Consider the following 19,088-nt stretch of genomic DNA (forward strand, 5'->3'; position numbering starts at 1 on the left):
AGTCGCTGATCGATGATCGATCAAAGGGTTGAAGGAAAAATCTTTCCGCTACGTAAAAAGTCGGCATGCGGTGTCAGTAATGTGGGCACGCGGTGCCGCAAAAAGCCCCGGAATCAGGCTCGCGGCGCACATCCGAGCACATGGTCCTTCACCAGAGGGCCGATCTGCGGGTCCCGCCGCCGGAACGCCTCGACCAGCGCCTCGTGCTCCTCCGCGTACGACTTCTGCACGGTCCCCAGCCAGCGGATCGACAGTGTGGTGAACACCTCGATGCCCAGCGACTCCCAGGTGTGCATCAGCACGCTGTTCCCGGCGGCCCGCACCAGCTCCCTGTGGAAGGCCACGGTGTGCCTGACCTGCGCCGCGCTGTCGCCGGCCCGGTCGGCCCGGTAGAGCGCGGCGACCGACGGCTCCAGGGCGGAGACATCGGTGGCCAGCCGGTCGACGGCCAGTTCGGCCGCGATCTGCTCCAGGCCGGCCCGGACGGGATAGCTCTCCTCCAGGTCGGCCGCGGTCAGGTTCCGTACGCGTACGCCCTTGTTGGGGGCGGACTCGATGAGCCGCAGCGACTCCAGCTCGCGCAGGGCCTCCCGGACCGGCGTCTGGCTGACCTCCAGCTCGACGGCGATCCGCCGCTCCACGATCCGTTCACCGGGCTGCCACCGCCCGCGGACGATGCCCTCCACGATGTGCTCGCGAATCTGCTCGCGCAGGGAGTGGATGACGGGCGGCGTCATTTTGTGCTCCTTCGGACCGTATTGGTCTGGGTGGGGACGGTCGCGCGGACCAGGCCCCCCATGACAATACGGCGGTGCCCCCGCCCGGAAGCGATCCGGACGGGGGCACCGCAGGTGAGGCTGGTTACAGGCCGAGCTCGACCTCGAACTCGCCGGCCTCCAGGATCGCCTTGACCGTCGTCAGGTAACGGGCCGCGTCGGCGCCGTCCACCAGGCGGTGGTCGTAGGAGAGAGCCAGGTACGTCATGTCGCGGACGCCGATGACGGTGCCCTCGGCGGTCTCGATGACGGCCGGACGCTTGACGGTCGCGCCGATGCCCAGGATGGCTGCCTGGTTCGGCGGGACGATGACCGTGTCGAACAGCGCACCGCGCGAGCCGGTGTTGCTGATCGTGAAGGTCGCACCGGACAGCTCGTCCGGGCTGATCTTGCTGGACCGGACCTTGCCGGCCAGCTCCGCGGTCTTCTTCGAGATGCCGGCGAGGTTGAGGTCGCCCGCGTCCTTGATGACCGGGGTCATCAGACCCTTCTCGGAGTCCACCGCGATACCGATGTTCTCGGTGTCGAAGTAGGTGATCGTGCCCTCGTCCTCGTTGATCCGGGCGTTGACGACCGGGTGGGCCTTCAGCGCCTGGGCGGCGGCCTTGACGAAGAACGGCATCGGGGACAGCTTGACGCCCTCGCGGGCGGCGAAGCTCTCCTTGGCCTGGTTGCGCAGCTTCATCAGCTTGGTGATGTCCACCTCGACCACGGTGGTCAGCTGAGCCTGGCTGTGCAGCGCCTTCATCATGTTGTCGCCGATGACCTTGCGCATGCGGGTCATCTTGACGGTCTGGCCGCGCAGCGGGGACGCCTCCAGCTTCGGCGCCCTGGCGGCGGCCGCCGGAGCCGCGGACGGCGCCGGGGCGGCGGCCTTGGCGGCCTCCGCTGCGGAGATGACGTCCTGCTTGCGGATGCGGCCACCCACGCCGGTGCCCTTGACCGAGCCCAGCGCGACACCGTTCTCGGCGGCGAGCTTGCGGACCAGCGGGGTCACGTAGGCGGCGTCGTCAGCGGCGGTCGCGGCCGGAGCCGGAGCCGGGGCCGGGGTGACGGGGGCGGGCGCCGGAGAGGCGGCCGGGGCGGGCGTCGGCGCCGGAGCCGCAGGTGCGGCGGGCGCGGCCGGGGCCGGCTGGGCGGGGGCCGGGGCCGGAGCGGCCGGGGCCGGCGCGGCGGCCGGAGCCGGAGCGGCCGGTGCCGGGGTGGCAGCGGGGGCCGGGGCGGCGGGCGCCGCGGCCGGGGCCGCACCCTTCGCACCGACGACGGCGAGCCGGGCGCCGACCTCGGCGGTCTCGTCCTCGCCGACCAGGATCTCCAGCAGGGTGCCCGCCACGGGCGACGGGATCTCGGTGTCGACCTTGTCGGTCGAGACCTCCAGCAGCGGCTCGTCCTCGGCGACGTCGTCGCCGACTTCCTTGAGCCAGCGGGTGACGGTGCCCTCGGTGACGCTCTCGCCGAGCGCCGGCAGGGTGACGTCGGTGCCCTCGGCGGAACCGCCGGCGGCGGGCGCCTCGGCGGCGGGTGCCTCGGCGGCAGGCGCGGGGGCCTCGGCGGCGGGGGCCTCGGCGGCGGGTGCTTCGGCGGCGGCCGGGGCCGGGGCGGCAGCGCCCGTGCCGTCGTCGATGATGGCCAGCTCGGCGCCGACCTCGACGGTCTCGTCCTCGGCGACCTTGATGGAGGCCAGCACACCGGAAGCCGGGGCCGGGATCTCGGTGTCGACCTTGTCGGTCGAGACCTCCAGCAGCGGCTCATCGGCCTCGACGCGCTCGCCCTCGGCCTTGAGCCAGCGGGTGACGGTGCCCTCGGTGACGCTCTCGCCGAGCGCCGGCAGGGTTACGGAAACCGACATGGTTTCAGTTGCTCCTTACGGAAAAGTGAAGTGGTCGTCGCGTCCCTGGGACTCAGTGCCCGGGAGGGGCTGCTAGTCGTGGGAGTGCAGGGGCTTGCCGGCCAGGGCCAGGTGGGCCTCGCCGAGCGCCTCGCTCTGCGTCGGGTGCGCGTGGATGAGCTGCGCGACCTCGGCCGGCAGAGCTTCCCAGTTGTAGATCAGCTGGGCTTCGCCGACCTGCTCGCCCATCCGGTCACCGACCATGTGGACGCCGACGACGGCACCGTCCTTGACCTGGACGAGCTTGATCTCACCCGCGGTCTTGAGGATCTTGCTCTTGCCGTTGCCCGCGAGGCTGTACTTGAGGGCGACGACCTTGTCCGCGCCGTACACCTCCTTGGCCTTGGCCTCGGAGAGTCCCACCGATGCGACCTCGGGGTGGCAGTACGTCACCTTCGGCACACCGTCGTAGTCGATCGGCACGGTCGCCAGACCGGCCAGACGCTCCGCGACGAGGATGCCCTCGGCGAAGCCGACGTGTGCGAGCTGAAGGGTCGGGACCAGGTCACCGACGGCCGAGATGGTCTCGACGTTGGTCCGCATGGACCCGTCGACCAGGACGTAGCCGCGGTCCATCGCGACGCCCTGCTCCTCGTAACCGAGGCCCTGCGAGACCGGTCCGCGGCCGATGGCCACGAGCAGCACCTCGGCCTCGAACTCCTTGCCGTCGGCCAGCGTGACCTTGACACCCTTCTCGGTGTACTCGGCCTTGTCGAAGAAGGTGCCCAGGTTGAACTTGATCCCGCGCTTGCGGAACGCGCGCTCCAGGAGCTTCGAGCTGTTCTCGTCCTCGACCGGCACCAGGTGCTTCAGGCCCTCGACGATGGTCACCTCGGCGCCGAAGGACTTCCACGCCGAGGCGAACTCGACGCCGATGACGCCGCCGCCCAGGATGATCGCGGACTCCGGGACCCGGTCCAGCGTCAGGGCGTGGTCGGAGGAGATGATGCGGTTTCCGTCGATCTCCAGGCCGGGCAGCGACTTCGGTACGGAGCCGGTGGCCAGGAGGATGTGGCGGCCCTGGATGCGCTTGCCGTCCACATCGACCGAGGTGGGGGAGGAGAGACGCCCCTCGCCCTCGATGTAGGTCACCTTGCGGGAGGCGACCAGTCCCTGCAGGCCCTTGTAGAGGCCCGCGATCACGTCGTCCTTGTACTTGTGGACCCCGGCGATGTCGATGCCCTCGAAGGTGGCCTTGACACCGAACTGCTCGCTCTCGCGCGCCTGGTCGGCGATCTCGCCGGCGTGCAGCAGGGCCTTGGTGGGGATGCAGCCGTTGTGCAGGCAGGTACCGCCCAGCTTGTTCTTCTCGATCAGGGCGACGTCGAGACCAAGCTGCGCCCCGCGCAGCGCCGCGGCGTAACCGCCGCTACCGCCGCCGAGAATCACTAGGTCGAAAACGGTGCTGGCGTCGTTCGCCACGTCACGTCCTCCATGCATGGTGCGCCGGTCCGGTCTTCCCTGACCGGGCGGCGGCGGGTGTACGGCCGCTTTTATTTCGGCCCTGTGGTGGGGGCCCTGTCCTGCCGAAGACCCATCTTCGCACTTGTCGGCCGTGGACGGGACGCCGGGCCGCAGTGTGGTACGTCCCATCCGCCCTCCGGGCCCCTTGCCCCGGCGTACGTACGTACGGATTTCGTTCAGGGCGAACACCGGCAAAGGCGGGGCAAAGCCGTACGGCCCCGGGCGTGGAGCCCGGGGCCGTACGGGAGGTGCGGTGGCGCGGATCAGCCGAGGTCGCCGTCGGCGGTGCGCTCCGCGAGGCGCACCAGGGTGCGGATCGCCGAGCCGGTGCCGCCCTTGGGGGTGTACCCGAAGGGGCCCGCCTCGTTGAAGGCAGGACCCGCGATGTCCAGGTGGGCCCAGGTGATGCCCTCGCCGACGAACTCCTTCAGGAACAGACCGGCGACCAGGCCGCCGCCCATCCGCTCGCCCATGTTGGCGATGTCGGCGGTGGGGGAGTCCATGCCCTTGCGCAGGTCGGCCGGGAGCGGCATCGGCCAGGACGGCTCGCCGACCTCCTCCGCGATCTCGTGCAGCTCGGTACGGAAGGCGTCGTCGTTCGACATGATGCCGAAGGTGCGGCTGCCGAGCGCCATCATCATCGCGCCGGTCAGTGTCGCCACGTCGACGATCGCGTCCGGGGTCTCCTCGGAGGCCTTCGCCAGCGCGTCGGCCAGCACCAGCCGGCCCTCGGCGTCGGTGTTGAGGACCTCGACGGTCTTGCCGCTGTACATCCGCAGCACGTCGCCCGGGCGGGTGGCCGAGCCGGAGGGCATGTTCTCGGCGAGCGCCAGCCAGCCGGTCACGTTGACCCGCAGGCCGAGCCGCGCGGCGGTGACGACGGCGGCGAACACGGCGGCGGCGCCGGCCATGTCGCACTTCATCGTCTCGTTGTGGCCGGCCGGCTTGAGCGAGATGCCGCCCGAGTCGTACGTGATGCCCTTGCCGACGAAGGCGAGTGACTTCTCCGCCTTGGAGTGCGTGTACGAGAGCTTCACCAGCCGCGGCGGGGCCTCCGAGCCGACACCGACGCCGAGGATGCCGCCGAAGCCGCCCTTGGCGAGCGCCTTCTCGTCGAGCACCTGCACCTTGACGCCGTGCTCCTTGCCGGCCGCGGTCGCGACAGCGGCGAAGGACGCCGGGTTCAGCTCGTTCGGCGGGGTGTTGACCAGGTCGCGGGCGCGGTTGATCTCCTCGGCGACGGCCACGGCGCGCTCGGCGGCGGCCTTGTGCGCCTTGTCCCGCGGCTTGGCGCCCAGCAGGGCGGCCTCGCCGAGCGGACCCTTGGCGTCCTTGGGGACGGCCTGGAACGCGGTGAAGGCGTACGCCCCGAGCAGCGCGCCCTCGCCGATCGCCTGGACGTCCTCGGCGGCGGTGACGGGCAGCGCGAAGGCGGCCTTCTTGGCACCGGCCAGCACCCGGGCGGCGACACCGGCGGCGCGGCGCAGCGTCTCCTCGGCGTACTCGCCGTCCCCGGCGTCACCCGCATCCGTCTTGTCCGGTACGGCGCCCAGCCCGACGGCCAGGACGACCGGGGCCTTGAGGCCGGCGGGCGCGGGGACCTTGGTCGCCTCGCCCTCGGCGCCGGTGGCACCCAGGGTCTCCAGAACGGCGGCGAGCTTCCCGCCGAACGCCTTGTCCACGGCTTCGGCGCCCGGTGCGACCACGGGGCCCTTGGCGCCCTTCGCCACGCCTACGACGACGGCGTCGGCGCGCAGCGTCGCGGCGCCGGCCGTGCTGAGAGTGAGAGCAGTCACGGTGGTGAAATCTCGCTTCCGTTGAGTTGGTCGGTGGCCGATGGATGGGGCCGCCCCGCCGCAGAGCCTACGCTCGGTGACGGAAATCGCCCACGCGGGCTGCTTATTAGACAGAGCAGCAAATAAAGCGGGGCCCCGGACCGGCCGGAACGGCGCGGCCGGGACGCTCCCGCTATCCGAACGTCAGCACCAGCAGGGCCGCCGTCGCCGCCGTCTCGGCCAGCGCCCCGAAGACGTCGCCGGTCACCCCGCCGAAGCGGCGCACGCAGCGCCGCAGCAGGAGTTGGGCCGCGCCGAGCGCCAGCAGCACGGCGAGTGCGTGGCGCAGCGCCCCGTACGGTCCGAGGAGCGCGCCGGCCGCCGCGCACACCGCGGTGACGCCAACGGCCGCTCCCAGCGCGGCCCCTGTGGGTACGGTCCCGGCCACCGCCGCGCCCAGCCCGTCCGGGCGGGCGGCGGGTACGCCCCGGCGGCAGGCGAGCGTCAGCGCCAGCCTGGCCGCGAGCGCGCAGACGACCGCGCCGGCCGCTCCGTGCGCCCAGCCCTCCCCGTACAGCCGGTCCAGCGCGGCGACCTGGGCGAGCAGGACGAGGACCAGCGTCACCACCCCGAACGGGCCGATGTCCGACTGCTTCATGACGCGCAGCGCGTTCTCGGCCGGCTTCGCGCTGCCGAGTCCGTCGGCGACGTCCGCGAGCCCGTCCAGATGCAGGCCGCGGGTCAGCACCGCAGGTACGGCTGTGCTCGTTACGGCCGCGAGCAGCGGACCCGGTCCGAGCAGCAGCACCGGTGCGCCGAGCGCCGCCGCGCACGCCCCCACGACCAGGCCGGCCAGCGGGGCGCAGAGCATGCCCGAGCGCGCCGCGGCCCGGTCCCAGCGCGTCACACGGACCGGGAGGACCGTGAGCGTGCCGAAGGCGAAACGTATGCCGTCCATGGCGCGCAGGCTATCCGCTGCCGCGGGCGGATAAGTTGCCCGTAACAGTCAAAAGGGAAGCGGGTGGCATGGGTCACTGGTGGGCGCGGAACATCGTGGAACCGGGCAAGCTCCCGCTGACGCTGGCGCTGTTCTCCTTCGTCCTGTCCTTCGTGGCCGTGCGGTCCGTCGCCCGGCTCATCCGCGCCGGCCGCGGCCCGTTCCGGAACGTGACCCCGGGCGGTATGCACATCCACCATGTGGTGCCCGGCGTCATCCTGGTGATCGTCGGCGGCTTCGGCGCGGTGGCCAGCGGGCGGTACGGGGTGGGCGCCGCGGTCTGCGCGGTCATCTTCGGCACCGGGGCGGGCCTGGTCCTCGACGAGTTCGCCCTGCTCCTCCACCTCGCCGACGTGTACTGGAGCGAACAGGGCCGCAAGAGCGTCGAGATCGTGGTGCTCACCGCGGCCCTGGTGGGGCTGATCCTGGGCGGCTTCCTGCCGTTCGGCGTCAATGAGCTGTCGCCCCAGGAGGCCCAGGACCGCGGGGTGTTCGCGGTGAACGCCGCGCTCAACTTCGCGTTCGCGCTCATCGCGCTGAGCAAGGGCAAACCCCGGACCGCCCTGATCGGCGCGGTGATCCCGTTCGTCGCGCTGGTCGGCGCCGTGCGGCTGGCCCGGCCGGTGTCCCCGTGGGCCAAGCGGTTCTACCGCCACCGGCACCGGGCCCGTGCCCGGGCGATCCGGCGCGCCTACCGTCACGACAGGCGCTGGGCGGGCCCCCGGCGCCGGCTTGAGGAGTTCATCGGCGGAGCCCCCGACCCGGACCGGACCACGCTGCCCGGAGGGGACGGCGGCCCGCCCCGCTGAAGCCGGCGGTCCCGCCAGGCCGCCAGGGCGCAGAGCGCCAGCGCGGTCAGGATCGCCGCCAGATGCTCCTTGCCCGCCAGGTTGTCCTTGACGACCAGCTCCAGGACCATGCCCACGATCACCGCGCCCGCCGTCCACCGGGCGCCCAGCCGCCAGCAGACGAAGACGGCGAGACCGACCACGGCGGCCGACGGCCCGGTGTCGACGATCAGCGCGTCCGATGCCTTCACGCCGAGGCCGCTGCCGGGCCCCAGCGAGATCGCGACGCGGGCGTACAGGGTCCCGGCGAGTGTGGTGACGTACGAGATCAGCAGCGTCCGCCACCAGCCGATGCAGATCTCCGCGATGCCGAACACCAGCAGGATCTGGAGCAGCGCGCCCCAGACCGGCAGGTCCAGCGCCGGTACGAACAGCGAGAGCGGGGTGCGCAGCAGTGCGAGCCAGAGGGGGTCCATCGCCCGGACGAACCCGATGTCCTGCACCGGCCGCAGCCCCCACGACTGGTTCTGCACGGCCTGGAAACACGCGGTCAGGACGACGGCGCCGAGCGTCAGCGGGACGGCGCGCCACTTCCGGGCGACGAGCGCCGTCCGTACGGCGGTGAACAGCGGCCCCCACTCGCGGCGGGCCGCGGCGCGCAGGGCGCCCCGGTTCACCGTCTGGTCCCGAGCGGCTTGCGGTGCAGCCACCCGGGCAGCCCCGGGGCCTCCAGGAAGCCTTCGGCGCGCGCCGAGGCGACAGCGATGCGCAGCAGATCCGCGCTCTTCTCGAACAGCATGAAACGGGGCTCCCAGATCGGCCGGTACTTGGCGTTGGCGCGGTACAGCGACTCGATCTGCCACCACCGTGAGAAGAAGGTGAGGAACGAGCGCCAGAGCCTCAGTACGGGGCCGGCCCCGAGCTTCGAGCCACGTTCGAAGACCGATCTGAACATCGCGAAGTTGAGTGAGATCTGAGTGATCCCGATCTCCTTCGCCTGTTGCAGGAGTTCGATGATCATGAACTCCATCAGACCGTTCTCGGCCTCCCGGTCCCGGCGCATCAGATCCAGCGAGACCCCTTCGGGCCCCCAGGGCGCGAAACTGAGCACGGCACGCAACTCGCCCTCGCCGTCCCGGCATTCGAGCATCATGCAGCGGCCGTCGGCCGGATCGCCGAGCCGTCCCAGCGCCATCGAGAACCCCCGCTCGGTGGCGCCGTCGCGCCAGTCGTCCGCCCGGCGCAGCAGGTGCTCCATCTCGGCCTCGGGGATCTCCTCGTGCCGCCGGATCCGGACCGTGTACCCGGCGCGCTGCACCCGCTTGTACGCCTGGCGGACCGTGCGCATGGCCCGGCCCTCCAGGGTGAACTCACCGGTGTCCACGATGGCTTCGTCGCCGAACTCCAGCGCGTCGAGTCCGTGCCGGGCGTAGACCGTGCCGGCCTCCTCGCTCGCCCCCATCACCGCGGGCAGCCAGCCGTGCTCGCGCGCCTCGGCGAGCCACGGCTCGATCGCCCCCGGCCAGGCCTCCGGATCGCCGATCGGATCCCCGGAGGCGAGCGAGACCCCGCCCAGCACCCGGTAGGCGACCGCGGCCTTGCCCGTGGGGGACCAGATGACGCTCTTGTCGCGGCGCAGCGAGAAGTAGCCGAGCGAGTCGCGCTCACCGTGCTTGTCCAGGAGGGCGCGCAGCCGCTCCTCGTCGTCCGGGGTGAGCGGGTCGACGGCGCGCCGGGAGCGGAAGGCGGCGAACAGCACCGCGAGCAGCAGCAGGGTGGAGAGGACGTTGATGAAGACGTCGACCCAGGCGGGGGTCTCGATGCCCTGGATGCGCGAGTCGTCGGGGACCAGTGAGATCAGCCGCATCACGCCGTACCGCCAGCGGTCCAGAAACGTCGAACGGTACGTGTCGTGGGCCGTGTTGGCGACGGTGACGAGCAGCGAGGCCAGCAGCGAGCAGGCCAGCAGCCCGCCCACGGCCACGGCGGCGGCCAGCTTCGGGTTGGAGCGGTCGCCCTTGGCGTAGTACTCCCGCCTGCCGATCAGCAGCGACACGACGAAGGCGGCGGTCAGCACCAGCGAGACCCAGTTCTGCGCGTACCTGCGGAACTCCGGGAAGCACATGGCGAGCACGAGGACCAGCAGGAAGAGTCCGCCCAGGACGAGGTTGAGCAGCCAGGCGGCCCGCTTGCGGCGGCGCATGGTGATCGCCAGGAAGAGGGCGAAGGCGCCCGAGGCGAAGCCCGCGGTGAGCAGATAGGGAGTGAAGAAGTACTCGGTGTTGTGCCGCCGCAGATCCTGGCCGAGTGAGACCCATGCGGCACCCAGCAGGTTGATGAACGTCACGGCGCGCAGATACCAGACAGCGAATGCCGCACAGCGGCGCGAGCGGACCGTGGTCAGGGGGGTACCCCCGGCAGATGTACGGACTTCTCCCATGAAAAGCGATGATATGGGGCGCCGGGTGTCCTGCCGGGACCTGCTGTGGCCGACGGCAGGCCGCCGGCCGCGGTACTACTCCCCACTGTCTCCCGCCGATGGCCCCGACGCCATCGAAGTCGCGTCGTTCCCGGCGGAGTTCGGTGCGATTCCGGCCGGATCCCCGTCGGCCGCGGCACCGGCGCCACCCGCGCTCCCGGCGTCGCCCGCACTCTCGGAGCCCTCCACGCCGCCCGCGCCTTCGACGCCGTCCGGGCGCTCCGGCAGCTCCGCCGCCAGTGCCGCCGCCGCCTGGACGAACGGGAGCGCCAGCAGCGCCCCCGTGCCCTCGCCGACCGTCACGCCGTGGTCGAGCAGCGGGGTGAGCGCCATCCGGTCCAGCGCCTTCGCCTGGGCCGGTTCACCGCTGACCTGGCCGGCCAGCCAGGATTCGGGGGCGCGGAAGGCTGCCCGCTGCCCCACCAGCGCACACGCGGCCGAGACCACCCCGTCGAGGATCACCGGCAGCCGCCGCACCGAGCACTGGAGCAGGAACCCGGTCATCGCGGCCAGGTCCGCGCCGCCGACCGTGGCGAGCAGCTCCAACTGGTCGCCGAGGACCGGGCGGGCCCGGCGCAGCGCGTCCCTGACCGCCGCGCACTTGCGCATCCAGACCAGGTCGTCGATGGCCGCTCCGCCGCGCCCGGTGACGACCGAGGCGTCCGTGCCGCAGAGCGCGGCGATCAGCGTGGCCGCGGCCGTGGTGCCGCCGACGCTCAGATCGCCCAGCACGACCAGGTCCGTGCCCGAGTCGGCCTCCTCGTCCGCGATGGCCATGCCGAGACGTACGGCCTGCTCGGCCTCGTCCACGGTGAGGGCGTCCTCGATGTCGATCCGCCCGGTGCCGCGCCGCACCCGGTGCCGTACGACGTCCTCGGGCAGCAGTGCCGGGTCGCAGTCGAGACCGGCGTCGATGATCCGGACCGGCAGTCCGAGCCGGCGGGCCAGCACCGCGACCGGGCTCTCCCCGTCCAGCACGGCCCGCACCAGCACGTGCGCGCTCCTGGCGGGCCGCGCGGACACATCGAGTCCGGCCACACCGTGATCGCCCGCGAACAGCACCACGCGGACGTTGTCGACCGGCCTGACCGGCACCGCGGACTGCGCCGCCGAGAGCCACTCACCCAGCTCGTCGAGCCGGCCGAGCGCGCCGGGCGGGACGGCCAGCCGCTCCCGGCGTTCCTCGGCTTCGCGCCGTACGCCGCTGTCGGGGCGTTCGATCAGATCGGAGAAGTCGTCGAGATTCAGCGAGCTCATTCGCCGAACAGTACCGGCAGCCTCCCCGGCCGGGCGCCGCGCGCCCCCCGCGTTCCGCTGTGCGCCCGGTCACCGGACCGTGCGGTCAGCCGCGCAGCACCATCGCCTGCCCGGCGACGACCAGCAGAAGGTGCTCGCACTCGGCCGCGAAGGCCGCGTTCAGCCGCCCCAGTTCGTCCCGGAAGCGCCGCCCCGAAGCGGTCGCGGGCACCACACCCGAGCCCACCTCGTTGCTGACGGCGACGACCATGCGCCGGGTGGCCCGGACCGCGGCGACGAGCTCGCTCACCCGCGCGTGCAGCGCCCGCTCGCCGCCGTCCGCCCACCGCTCGTCGTCCCAGGCGCCCACCCGGTCCATCGCGTCGGTCAGCCACAGCGACAGGCAGTCGATCAGCAGCGGCGGTCCGCCGTCCCGCGCCAGCAGCGGCAGCAGGTCGCAGGTCTCCTCGGTCCGCCAGGACCCCGGTCTGCGCTCGCGGTGCAGCCCCACCCGGGACGCCCACTCGGCGTCGCCGTCGCGGCTGCCGCCCGTCGCCACGTACACGACGCCGGGGAAGCCCTCCAGGCGCCGCTCGGCCTCCACCGACTTCCCCGAGCGGGCCCCGCCGAGCACCAGCGTGCGGCGCGGCAGATCGGGCACCGCGTGGTACTCGCCGACGATCAGCGTCGTGCCGTCCGGCACCGCCCGCGCCCCCGCCGCGGCCAGCCGTCTCGCCAGCTCCGGACCCGGCGGTACCTCGTGATCGAGGTGGACGGCCAGGACATCGGTGGTGGCACCGACGGCCCCGGTCGCCCGCAGCCGGGCCAGGGCGTCCGGGCGCCCGACGACATCGGCCAGCACCATGTCGTACGGGGCCGGGCTGACGTCCGGGAGTCCGGCCGGTGAGGCGCCGGGCGGCAGGTACAGCAGCCAGTCGCCATCCGGCGACGTCACCTCGTACCCGGTACCGGGGGAGTCCATCGGGACCGCCCGCACCCGGTGCCCGCTGATCAGCGTCAGCACCCGTCCGTCGGCCACCCGGCCGGCCGGCGGCAGCCCGGCCGGCAGCTCCACCGGGGGGCCGCCGTGCGGATGGGTGAGCAGCACCTGGCGTACGCCGGCCAGCGAGTGCCCGGCGCGTGCGGCGGCCAGCGCGGCCCCCGGAGTGAGGTCGAGCAGCAGTACGCCGTCGACGAGCAGCGCGGTCGCCGCCCGCGCCCGGTCGCCCCGGGCTGCCGCACAGACGGCGCAGGGACAGTCGGGACGGGGCAGGCCGTCGGGGGCACCGGTGCCGAGGAGAGTGAGTTCCACAGGAAGATCCTCCCGCGCGGCCGCTCGCGGTGCTCGCCCGGCTACGCTGCCAGCAGGCTGTGAACCCGCCGGGGAGACCCGAACCGGGATCCCGGCGGGCCGAAGACAGCGTGGCAGCAGCGTGGCATCCAGGAGGCGGACATGGCATGGACGTGGCGGTTCGAGAAGTCCGACGGTACGGAGACCCAGCCGGCGGTGGCGCCCGATGAGTTCACCACGCAGGGCGACGCGGAGTCCTGGGTCGGCGAGGTGTGGAAGGAGCTCGCCGAGGGCGGCGCCGACCAGGTGACGCTCTTCGAGGACGCGACCAAGATCTACGGCCCGATGAGCCTGCACCCGCAGGAGGCGGCCGACGCGGCGGGCCCGGAGGCCTGAGGCCGTTCCGGAAGCGGTGAGGGGCGGCGCCCGCACGGATGCTGTTGGTCAATTCCGTCCCTCTGCGTGACGTCGGCCTTCAAGACCTGGTTGTGGTCTTGAAGGCCGACGTTGTCGTATGGGGTGGATGTTGATGTCGATGCAGCCGAAGGGGCCGGGGGAGATTCCGGTAGAGACAGTGCGGGTGGCCCGGGCCGCGTTCCCGAAGGGGAGTCTGGCGATCCGGGTGCGGGACGAGCTGGGGGTGCTGTTCGCGGATGAGGAGTTCGCGGACCTGTTTGCCTCGCGGGGCCGGCCTGCTTGGTCGCCGGGCGGGCTGGGGCTGGTGTCGGTGTTGCAGTTCGTGGAAGGACTGACCGACCGGCAGGCCGCGGAGGCGGTGCGAGCACGGATCGATTACAAGTACGCACTCGGGCTGCGGCTGGACGATCCGGGCTTCGATTTCTCGGTGTTGTCGGAGTTCCGGGACCGGCTGGCTGGAGCGGATGGCGGGCGCCGTGTCTTGGATGGTGTGCTGGCTGCCGCCCGGGAGAAGGGGCTGCTGAAGAGCGCGGGCCGGGCCCGTACCGACTCCACGCATGTGCTGTCGTCGGCGCGTGAACTGTGCTGGCTGGAGCAGGTGGCCGAGACGCTGCGGGCGGCGTTGAACGCGCTGGCTCAGGCCGCTCCGGGCTGGTTGTCCGAGGTTGCGGAGCCGGACTGGTTCAGGCACTACGCGGCCAGGGCCGAGGACACCAGGTTCCCCAAGGCCCGCACCAAGCGGGACGAGGTGGGGTCGCGAATCGGGCGGGACGGCACCCTCCTGCTGGAAGCGGTCTTCGCTGCTGACGCGCCCGCGGCCGTGCGCGCACTGGACGAGGTGGAGATCCTGCGCCAGGTCTGGGTCCAGCACTTCCACCGGGTGGAGGGCGAGGTGAGGCGACGGGGCCCAAAAGACCGCCCGCCGGGCGCGTTGCGCCTGGTCAACCCTTATGACCCGGAGGCCCGTGTCGGGGTCAAGCGGGACACGATGTGGGACGGCTACAAGGTCCACCTCACCGAGACCTGCGAGCCCGGTGTCCCGAATCTGATCACCAACGTGGCCACCACAGTGGCCACCGTGCCCGACAGCATCATGGCGGCGGACATCCACGCGGCCCTGGCGGACCGGGGCTGCCTGCCAGCCGAGCACTGGGTGGACGCCGGCTACCCCAATGCCGCCCAGATCGTCACCGCCCGCCACACCCACGGCGTCGACCTGCAAGGACCCCTCGCCGACAACACCACCACCCAGTCCGACGGCCCCTACAGCCTTGACGCGTTCACCATCGACTGGGAGGGAGAACAGGTGACCTGCCCCGGCGACGTCACCACCACCCAGTGGTATCCCCGCACCGACTCAGGCGGCCGAGCGGTGATCCGCGTCCGGTTCCGCCACAGCGAATGCCGCCCCTGCCCGCACCGCACCGACTGCCTGGGCTCACCCACCGGACAACGCCGCGAGATCATGCTGCGTCCCCGCGAGGAACACCAGGCGATCCACGACCGCCGCGCCGAACAGCACACCGACGCCTGGAAGCAGCGCTACCAGGTCCGCGCCGGCGTCGAAGGCACCATCTCCCAAGCAGTCGGGCGCTGCGACCTGCGCAGAACCCGCTACCGCGGGCTGACGAAAACCAGCCTCCAGCACCAACTCACCGGCGCCGCGATCAACCTCATCCGCATCGACGCCCACCACACCGACGCCCCACGAGCCCGCACCCGCGTCAGCCACTTCGCAAAACTTCGCCCCGCCGACCAACCAGCCGACGGGGCGAAGCACCAGGGACGGAATTGACCAACAGCATCCCGCACGGGCCCGCCCCTGTCCGCGGCCCCGGACTCCCGCCCGCTGACCCCGGCTTGCTTTCCGTCCCCGGGTCTACATCGTGCCGAGCGTGACCTCGGCCGTCTTCGCGCGGCCGTCGCGCTCGTAGCCGACCTTGACCTTCTGCCCCGGCTTGTACGAGGCCAGCGCCTCGGAGAGCGCTGTCAGTGACGTGACCGGGGTGGCGGCCAACCGGGTGACGACGTCCCCGGTTCGCAGTCCGGCGGAGGTCGCCGCACCGCCCTTCGTGAGGGCGACCACCGCGACCCCCGCGGGCTGGGAGTCGGCGCCCACGACAGTGCGCCCGGTGATCCCCAGGGCGGCCCGGCCCGAGTTGCTGACCTTGCCGTCCTTGATGATCTGGTCCGCGATGTTGGTCACCATCGAGGCCGGGATGGCGAAGCCGATGCCGGGCGCGGCGCCGCTGCCCAGCTGCGGGTCGGTCGCCGCCAGGGTGGGGATGCCGATGACCTTCCCGTCCAGGCCGACCAGCGCGCCCCCGCTGTTCCCGGGGTTGATCGCGGCCGAGGTCTGCACCATGTTCCCGATGGTGGCCCCGGTGCCGCCGCCGGAGCTGCCCTCGCTGACGGTGCGTCCGGTGGCGGAGACGATCCCCTGGGTGACACTGCTGGAGAGCCCGAGCGGCGAGCCCAGCGCGAGCACGATCTTCCCCATGTCGACCTTGGACGACTGACTGAAGGAGGCGGCCCTCAGCCCGGACGGCACCTTGTCGAGCTTGATGACCGCGAGATCCTGCGCGGGGTAACTGGAGACGAGCCGGGCGTGCAGCTGGCCGCCGCCGGTGGCCGACGTGACCTTGAACTGCTTGGCCTTGCCGACCACATGGGCGTTGGTGACGATGTCGCCCTTGCTGTCGTAGACGATGCCCGAGCCGAGGTCGTTGCCCGACTCGATCTGGACGACCGAGGGCAGGACGTTCTTGATCACCTGCTCGTAGTTGCTCTGCAGGGCGTCCCCGCCGGTGGCCGGGGCGGCGGCGGTCCCGGAGCCGGCCGAGGACGACGAGGAAGGACCGGAGCCGGGGGCGGGGCCGGACGACGAACCGGAACCTGAGCAGCCGCCGACCAGGGCGACGCCACAGACTCCTGCGGTCAGCGGCAGCAGCAGCCGGCGTACACGGCTACGGACACGGCCACGGGTACGGGAGGAATCCATGTCCGTAGTGTCGCTTTTGCCAAGCGGGGTCTGCCTGCGGTGCGCCGCCGATCAGGGGAGGGCCCGGCGGGCGTCAGCCCCGTACACCGCACAGATGCAGCAGCGCCGCCACGCTCTTGTACGGCTCGGTGCGCCCGGCGCGGTCCTCGGCCGCCAGCAGTCGGTCCAGCTCGTGGGCGGACGGCAGCTCCTCGTCGTTGCCCACGTTGTCCGTGAAGACCCGGACCCCGTACCAGGCGTGCAGGGGGGCGGCGATCCCGGCCAGGGTGGCGGTGAGCGCTTCGAGGCGGTCGGCGCGCACCGTCAGGCCGAGCCTGTTGTCGTACGTGGCGCTGTCGAAGGCGGTCAGCGCGGTGGACCAGTCACCGGACAGCCCAGGCCGCATGGCCAGGGCGTCGGCGTTCCGTACGAGCAGGGAGAGCAGCCCGCCGGGTGCCAGCATCCGGGCCAGCCCGGCCAGCATCGCGTCCGGCTCCTGGACGTACATCAGGACGCCGTGGCAGAGCACGACGTCGAAGCTGCCGGGCAGGAAGTGCGCACCGGTCTCCCGGCCGTCGCCGTCCAGCAGCCGCATCCGCGCACGGATGCCCTCGGGCTCGGTGGCCAGCGCCTCACGGGCCACCTTGAGCATCCCGGGGTCGGACTCCAGGCCGGTCACCGTGTGCCCGGCCCGGGCCAGGCGCAGGGCCTGGGTGCCCTGTCCCGTTCCGACGTCGAGGATCCGCAGCCGCTGCCCCACCGGGAAACGCGCCGCAAGCTGCTCGTCGAGCTGACGCGCGACGAGCTCCTGGCGGACGGTGTTGCGCAGCCCTCCCAGGCCCTTCAGCCATGCGGCCGAAGCGCCCTCGAACCGCGAGACGCCCGTGTTCAGGGCCGCTCTCCGCGCTTGACCTGCGGCTTCGGCAGGCGCATCCGGCGCATCTGGAGCGTACGCATCAGGCCGTAGGCCAGGGCGCCGCGCTTGGGCTCGTTCGGGAAGCGCTCGTTCATCTGCTTCCTCATCCGGAACCAGATGCCGGCCGAGTCGATGATGATCAGCACGATCACGATGAGCCAGAGGAGCAGCGCGATGCTCTGCACGCCCGGCATCTGGATGACGCTCAGGACCAGGATGACCACGGCGAGCGGCAGGAAGAACTCGGCGAGGCACCAGCGCGAGTCCACGTAGTCCCGCGCGAAGCGGCGGACCGGGCCCTTGTCCCGGGCCGGCAGATAGCGCTCGTCGCCGCTGGCGAGAGCCTCACGCTGCTTCGCCATGTCCGCACGGCGGACCTCGCGCTGTCGCTTGGAGGCCTCCTTGCGGTCGGTCGTGGGAGTGACCGCGCGGCGTCGCTGGGACTGCGCCTCATTCCGCTTCGGGGTGGGGCGACCTTTGGGGGCCTGCGGGTCGCGGGGCTGCTTGGAGAGGTCCGGCGTCACCTTGGAGGTGCGGACCTTCTCTTCATTGGCGCGGCTTCGGAACACAAAGCCCAAGGGTACGGGGTGCTGTGCGGGGCACCAGGACCGAGGGGGAACGATCCCGCAACGGTCTGCCGGGCGCGCACTCCCCGGAAGAGCTCCCCGCACCTTTTCCGACGGTCCTCCGGGGCTTTCCCTGAGGCGTCCCTACTCCCTGCGCGGGAGCGGAATCGCCTCAGGTCGTCCTGGAGGAGGAGCGCATCCGCTCCTGAACAGTGCGGTAATGGATGTAGGCCCCGTAGTGTGGGTTCAAGTGCTGGAGCTGTAGTCCGTCAGAAGGGGGCGCGCGAAGCCCATGAGCGGTGTCATGAAGCGTATGGGAATGATCTTCCGCGCGAAGGCCAACAAGGCCCTGGACCGGGCCGAGGATCCGCGCGAGACCCTCGATTACTCGTACCAGAAGCAGCTCGAACTGCTGCAGAAGGTGCGCCGCGGGGTCGCCGACGTGGCCACCTCGCGCAAGCGTCTCGAACTGCAGCTGAACCAGTTGCAGGGACAGTCCACCAAGCTGGAGGACCAGGGACGCAAGGCCCTCGCGCTGGGCCGTGAGGACCTGGCCCGGGAGGCGCTGTCGCGCCGTGCCGCGCTGCAGCAGCAGGTCACCGACCTGGAGACGCAGCACCAGACGCTGCAGGGCGAGGAGGAGAAGCTCACTCTCGCCGCCCAGCGTCTGCAGGCCAAGGTCGATGCCTTCCGTACGAAGAAGGAGACCATCAAGGCCACCTACACGGCGGCGCAGGCGCAGACCCGGATCGCCGAGTCCTTCTCGGGCATCTCCGAGGAGATGGGCGACGTCGGCCAGGCCATCGCACGGGCCGAGGACAAGACGGCCCAGCTGCAGGCCAGGGCCGGCGCGATCGACGAGCTGCTCGCCTCCGGCGCCCTCGACGACCAGTCCGGCATGGGCAAGGACGACATCTCCGCCGAGCTGGACCGGATCTCCGGTGGTACGGATGTGGAGCTGGAACTGCAGCGCATGAAGGCCGAGCTGGCAGGCGGGTCGTCCTCGTCCCAGCAGGCCATCGAAGGCAGTGAGCCGCAGGACAAGCCCCATCCGAATCTGGACAAGCAGTAGGGACGCGTCATGATCGTACGGATCATGGGTGAAGGCCAGATGGAGCTGGCCGACAGCCACCTCACGGAGCTCAACAAGCTGGACGACGACCTGCTCGTCGAGGTGCAGGGCGGCGACGAAGCCGGTTTCCGTCGCACACTCCACGCCCTGCTCGACCAGGTCAGGGAGCTGGGAACGCCGCTTCCCGACGACTCCCTGGCCCCGTCGGAGCTGATCCTGCCGCCCGCCGACGCGACACTGGCAGACGTCAGGGACATGCTCAACGACGACGGTCTGATCCCGGGCTGAGCCGCCCTGGTCCTGGCCTGAGCCGCTTGCCGGGCCAGCCGCTTCCCGGCCACCCGGACCACTCCGGCGGAGCCTGTCCGGCGCCCCGTCCCGTCCCGCCCCCTCCCGCCGAGGGGACGGAACAGGACGGGGCGCCGTGCTGTGTGCGGCGTGCT

At 71.8% G+C, this 19,088-nt stretch carries 17 protein-coding genes; 5 read left to right on the top strand and 12 right to left on the bottom strand.

Annotation, left to right across the window (positions count from 1 at the left end):
- Positions 1-113: 113 nt before the first annotated feature.
- The 5 genes from OG285_RS26945 to OG285_RS26965 form a co-directional block, all read right to left on the bottom strand.
- The gene (locus OG285_RS26945) at positions 114-737 is read right to left on the bottom strand and encodes a GntR family transcriptional regulator (protein ID WP_356825086.1); all 624 of its coding nucleotides are present in this window, start codon (positions 735-737) and stop codon (positions 114-116) included.
- A 124-nt stretch (positions 738-861) separates the two neighbouring features.
- Positions 862-2,625: a 2-oxoglutarate dehydrogenase, E2 component, dihydrolipoamide succinyltransferase gene (gene sucB / locus OG285_RS26950; protein ID WP_371792475.1), complete on the bottom strand. Its 1,764-nt coding sequence runs from the start codon at positions 2,623-2,625 to the stop codon at positions 862-864.
- Positions 2,626-2,697: 72 nt separating this feature from the next.
- Positions 2,698-4,086, bottom strand: coding sequence for a dihydrolipoyl dehydrogenase (lpdA, locus tag OG285_RS26955; RefSeq protein ID WP_356825082.1), 1,389 nt, complete (start codon positions 4,084-4,086; stop codon positions 2,698-2,700).
- Positions 4,087-4,391: 305 nt separating this feature from the next.
- The gene (locus OG285_RS26960; RefSeq protein ID WP_356825080.1) at positions 4,392-5,924 is read right to left on the bottom strand and encodes a leucyl aminopeptidase; all 1,533 of its coding nucleotides are present in this window, start codon (positions 5,922-5,924) and stop codon (positions 4,392-4,394) included.
- Positions 5,925-6,096: 172 nt separating this feature from the next.
- Complete coding sequence (locus OG285_RS26965; RefSeq protein WP_371792476.1) at positions 6,097-6,861, bottom strand: adenosylcobinamide-GDP ribazoletransferase; 765 nt, start codon at positions 6,859-6,861, stop codon at positions 6,097-6,099.
- 68 nt (positions 6,862-6,929) lie between these two features.
- Between OG285_RS26965 and OG285_RS26970 the strand changes: the two genes are divergently transcribed.
- Positions 6,930-7,709 (top strand): hypothetical protein, encoded by a 780-nt coding sequence (locus OG285_RS26970; RefSeq protein WP_356825076.1) that lies wholly within the window; start codon positions 6,930-6,932, stop codon positions 7,707-7,709.
- Here OG285_RS26970 and OG285_RS26975 read toward each other — a convergent pair.
- From OG285_RS26975 to OG285_RS26990, 4 genes are all read right to left on the bottom strand, one after another.
- Entirely contained in the window at positions 7,598-8,365 is a 768-nt protein-coding gene (locus OG285_RS26975) for a hypothetical protein (RefSeq protein WP_356825074.1), read from the bottom strand. The genes OG285_RS26970 and OG285_RS26975 overlap by 112 nt on opposite strands.
- Positions 8,362-10,128, bottom strand: a complete 1,767-nt coding sequence (locus tag OG285_RS26980) for a phosphatidylglycerol lysyltransferase domain-containing protein (RefSeq protein ID WP_356825072.1) — start codon at positions 10,126-10,128, stop codon at positions 8,362-8,364. Before OG285_RS26980 ends, OG285_RS26975 begins: the two co-directional genes overlap by 4 nt.
- A 75-nt stretch (positions 10,129-10,203) precedes the next feature.
- A complete protein-coding gene (gene cobT / locus OG285_RS26985; RefSeq protein ID WP_371792477.1) occupies positions 10,204-11,424 on the bottom strand; it encodes a nicotinate-nucleotide--dimethylbenzimidazole phosphoribosyltransferase in 1,221 nt (406 codons plus the stop codon).
- An 85-nt stretch (positions 11,425-11,509) separates the two neighbouring features.
- Entirely contained in the window at positions 11,510-12,715 is a 1,206-nt protein-coding gene (locus OG285_RS26990) for a bifunctional adenosylcobinamide kinase/adenosylcobinamide-phosphate guanylyltransferase (RefSeq protein WP_371792478.1), read from the bottom strand.
- Between the two features lie 141 nt (positions 12,716-12,856).
- On the opposite strand from OG285_RS26990, the gene OG285_RS26995 reads away from it, so the two are divergent.
- Entirely contained in the window at positions 12,857-13,090 is a 234-nt protein-coding gene (locus OG285_RS26995) for a hypothetical protein (RefSeq protein ID WP_356825066.1), read from the top strand.
- Between the two features lie 133 nt (positions 13,091-13,223).
- The gene (locus OG285_RS27000) at positions 13,224-14,906 is read left to right on the top strand and encodes an IS1182 family transposase (RefSeq protein ID WP_371791214.1); all 1,683 of its coding nucleotides are present in this window, start codon (positions 13,224-13,226) and stop codon (positions 14,904-14,906) included.
- Positions 14,907-14,990: 84 nt separating this feature from the next.
- Here OG285_RS27000 and OG285_RS27005 read toward each other — a convergent pair whose 3' ends face one another.
- The 3 genes from OG285_RS27005 to OG285_RS27015 form a co-directional block, all read right to left on the bottom strand.
- Complete coding sequence (locus OG285_RS27005) at positions 14,991-16,112, bottom strand: trypsin-like peptidase domain-containing protein (protein ID WP_356825064.1); 1,122 nt, start codon at positions 16,110-16,112, stop codon at positions 14,991-14,993.
- Positions 16,113-16,185: 73 nt separating this feature from the next.
- Positions 16,186-16,920, bottom strand: a complete 735-nt coding sequence (locus OG285_RS27010; RefSeq protein ID WP_371793634.1) for a class I SAM-dependent methyltransferase — start codon at positions 16,918-16,920, stop codon at positions 16,186-16,188.
- Between the two features lie 59 nt (positions 16,921-16,979).
- Entirely contained in the window at positions 16,980-17,576 is a 597-nt protein-coding gene (locus OG285_RS27015; RefSeq protein ID WP_356825062.1) for a DUF3043 domain-containing protein, read from the bottom strand.
- A gap of 289 nt (positions 17,577-17,865) precedes the next feature.
- On the opposite strand from OG285_RS27015, the gene OG285_RS27020 reads away from it, so the two are divergent.
- Both OG285_RS27020 and OG285_RS27025 read left to right on the top strand, forming a co-directional pair.
- The gene (locus OG285_RS27020) at positions 17,866-18,645 is read left to right on the top strand and encodes a PspA/IM30 family protein (protein ID WP_356825060.1); all 780 of its coding nucleotides are present in this window, start codon (positions 17,866-17,868) and stop codon (positions 18,643-18,645) included.
- A gap of 9 nt (positions 18,646-18,654) precedes the next feature.
- Positions 18,655-18,933: a hypothetical protein gene (locus OG285_RS27025; RefSeq protein WP_356825058.1), complete on the top strand. Its 279-nt coding sequence runs from the start codon at positions 18,655-18,657 to the stop codon at positions 18,931-18,933.
- Positions 18,934-19,088: the final 155 nt, after the last annotated feature.

The sequence above is a fragment of the Streptomyces sp. NBC_01471 genome, from assembly GCF_041438865.1.
Lineage (GTDB): Bacteria > Actinomycetota > Actinomycetes > Streptomycetales > Streptomycetaceae > Streptomyces.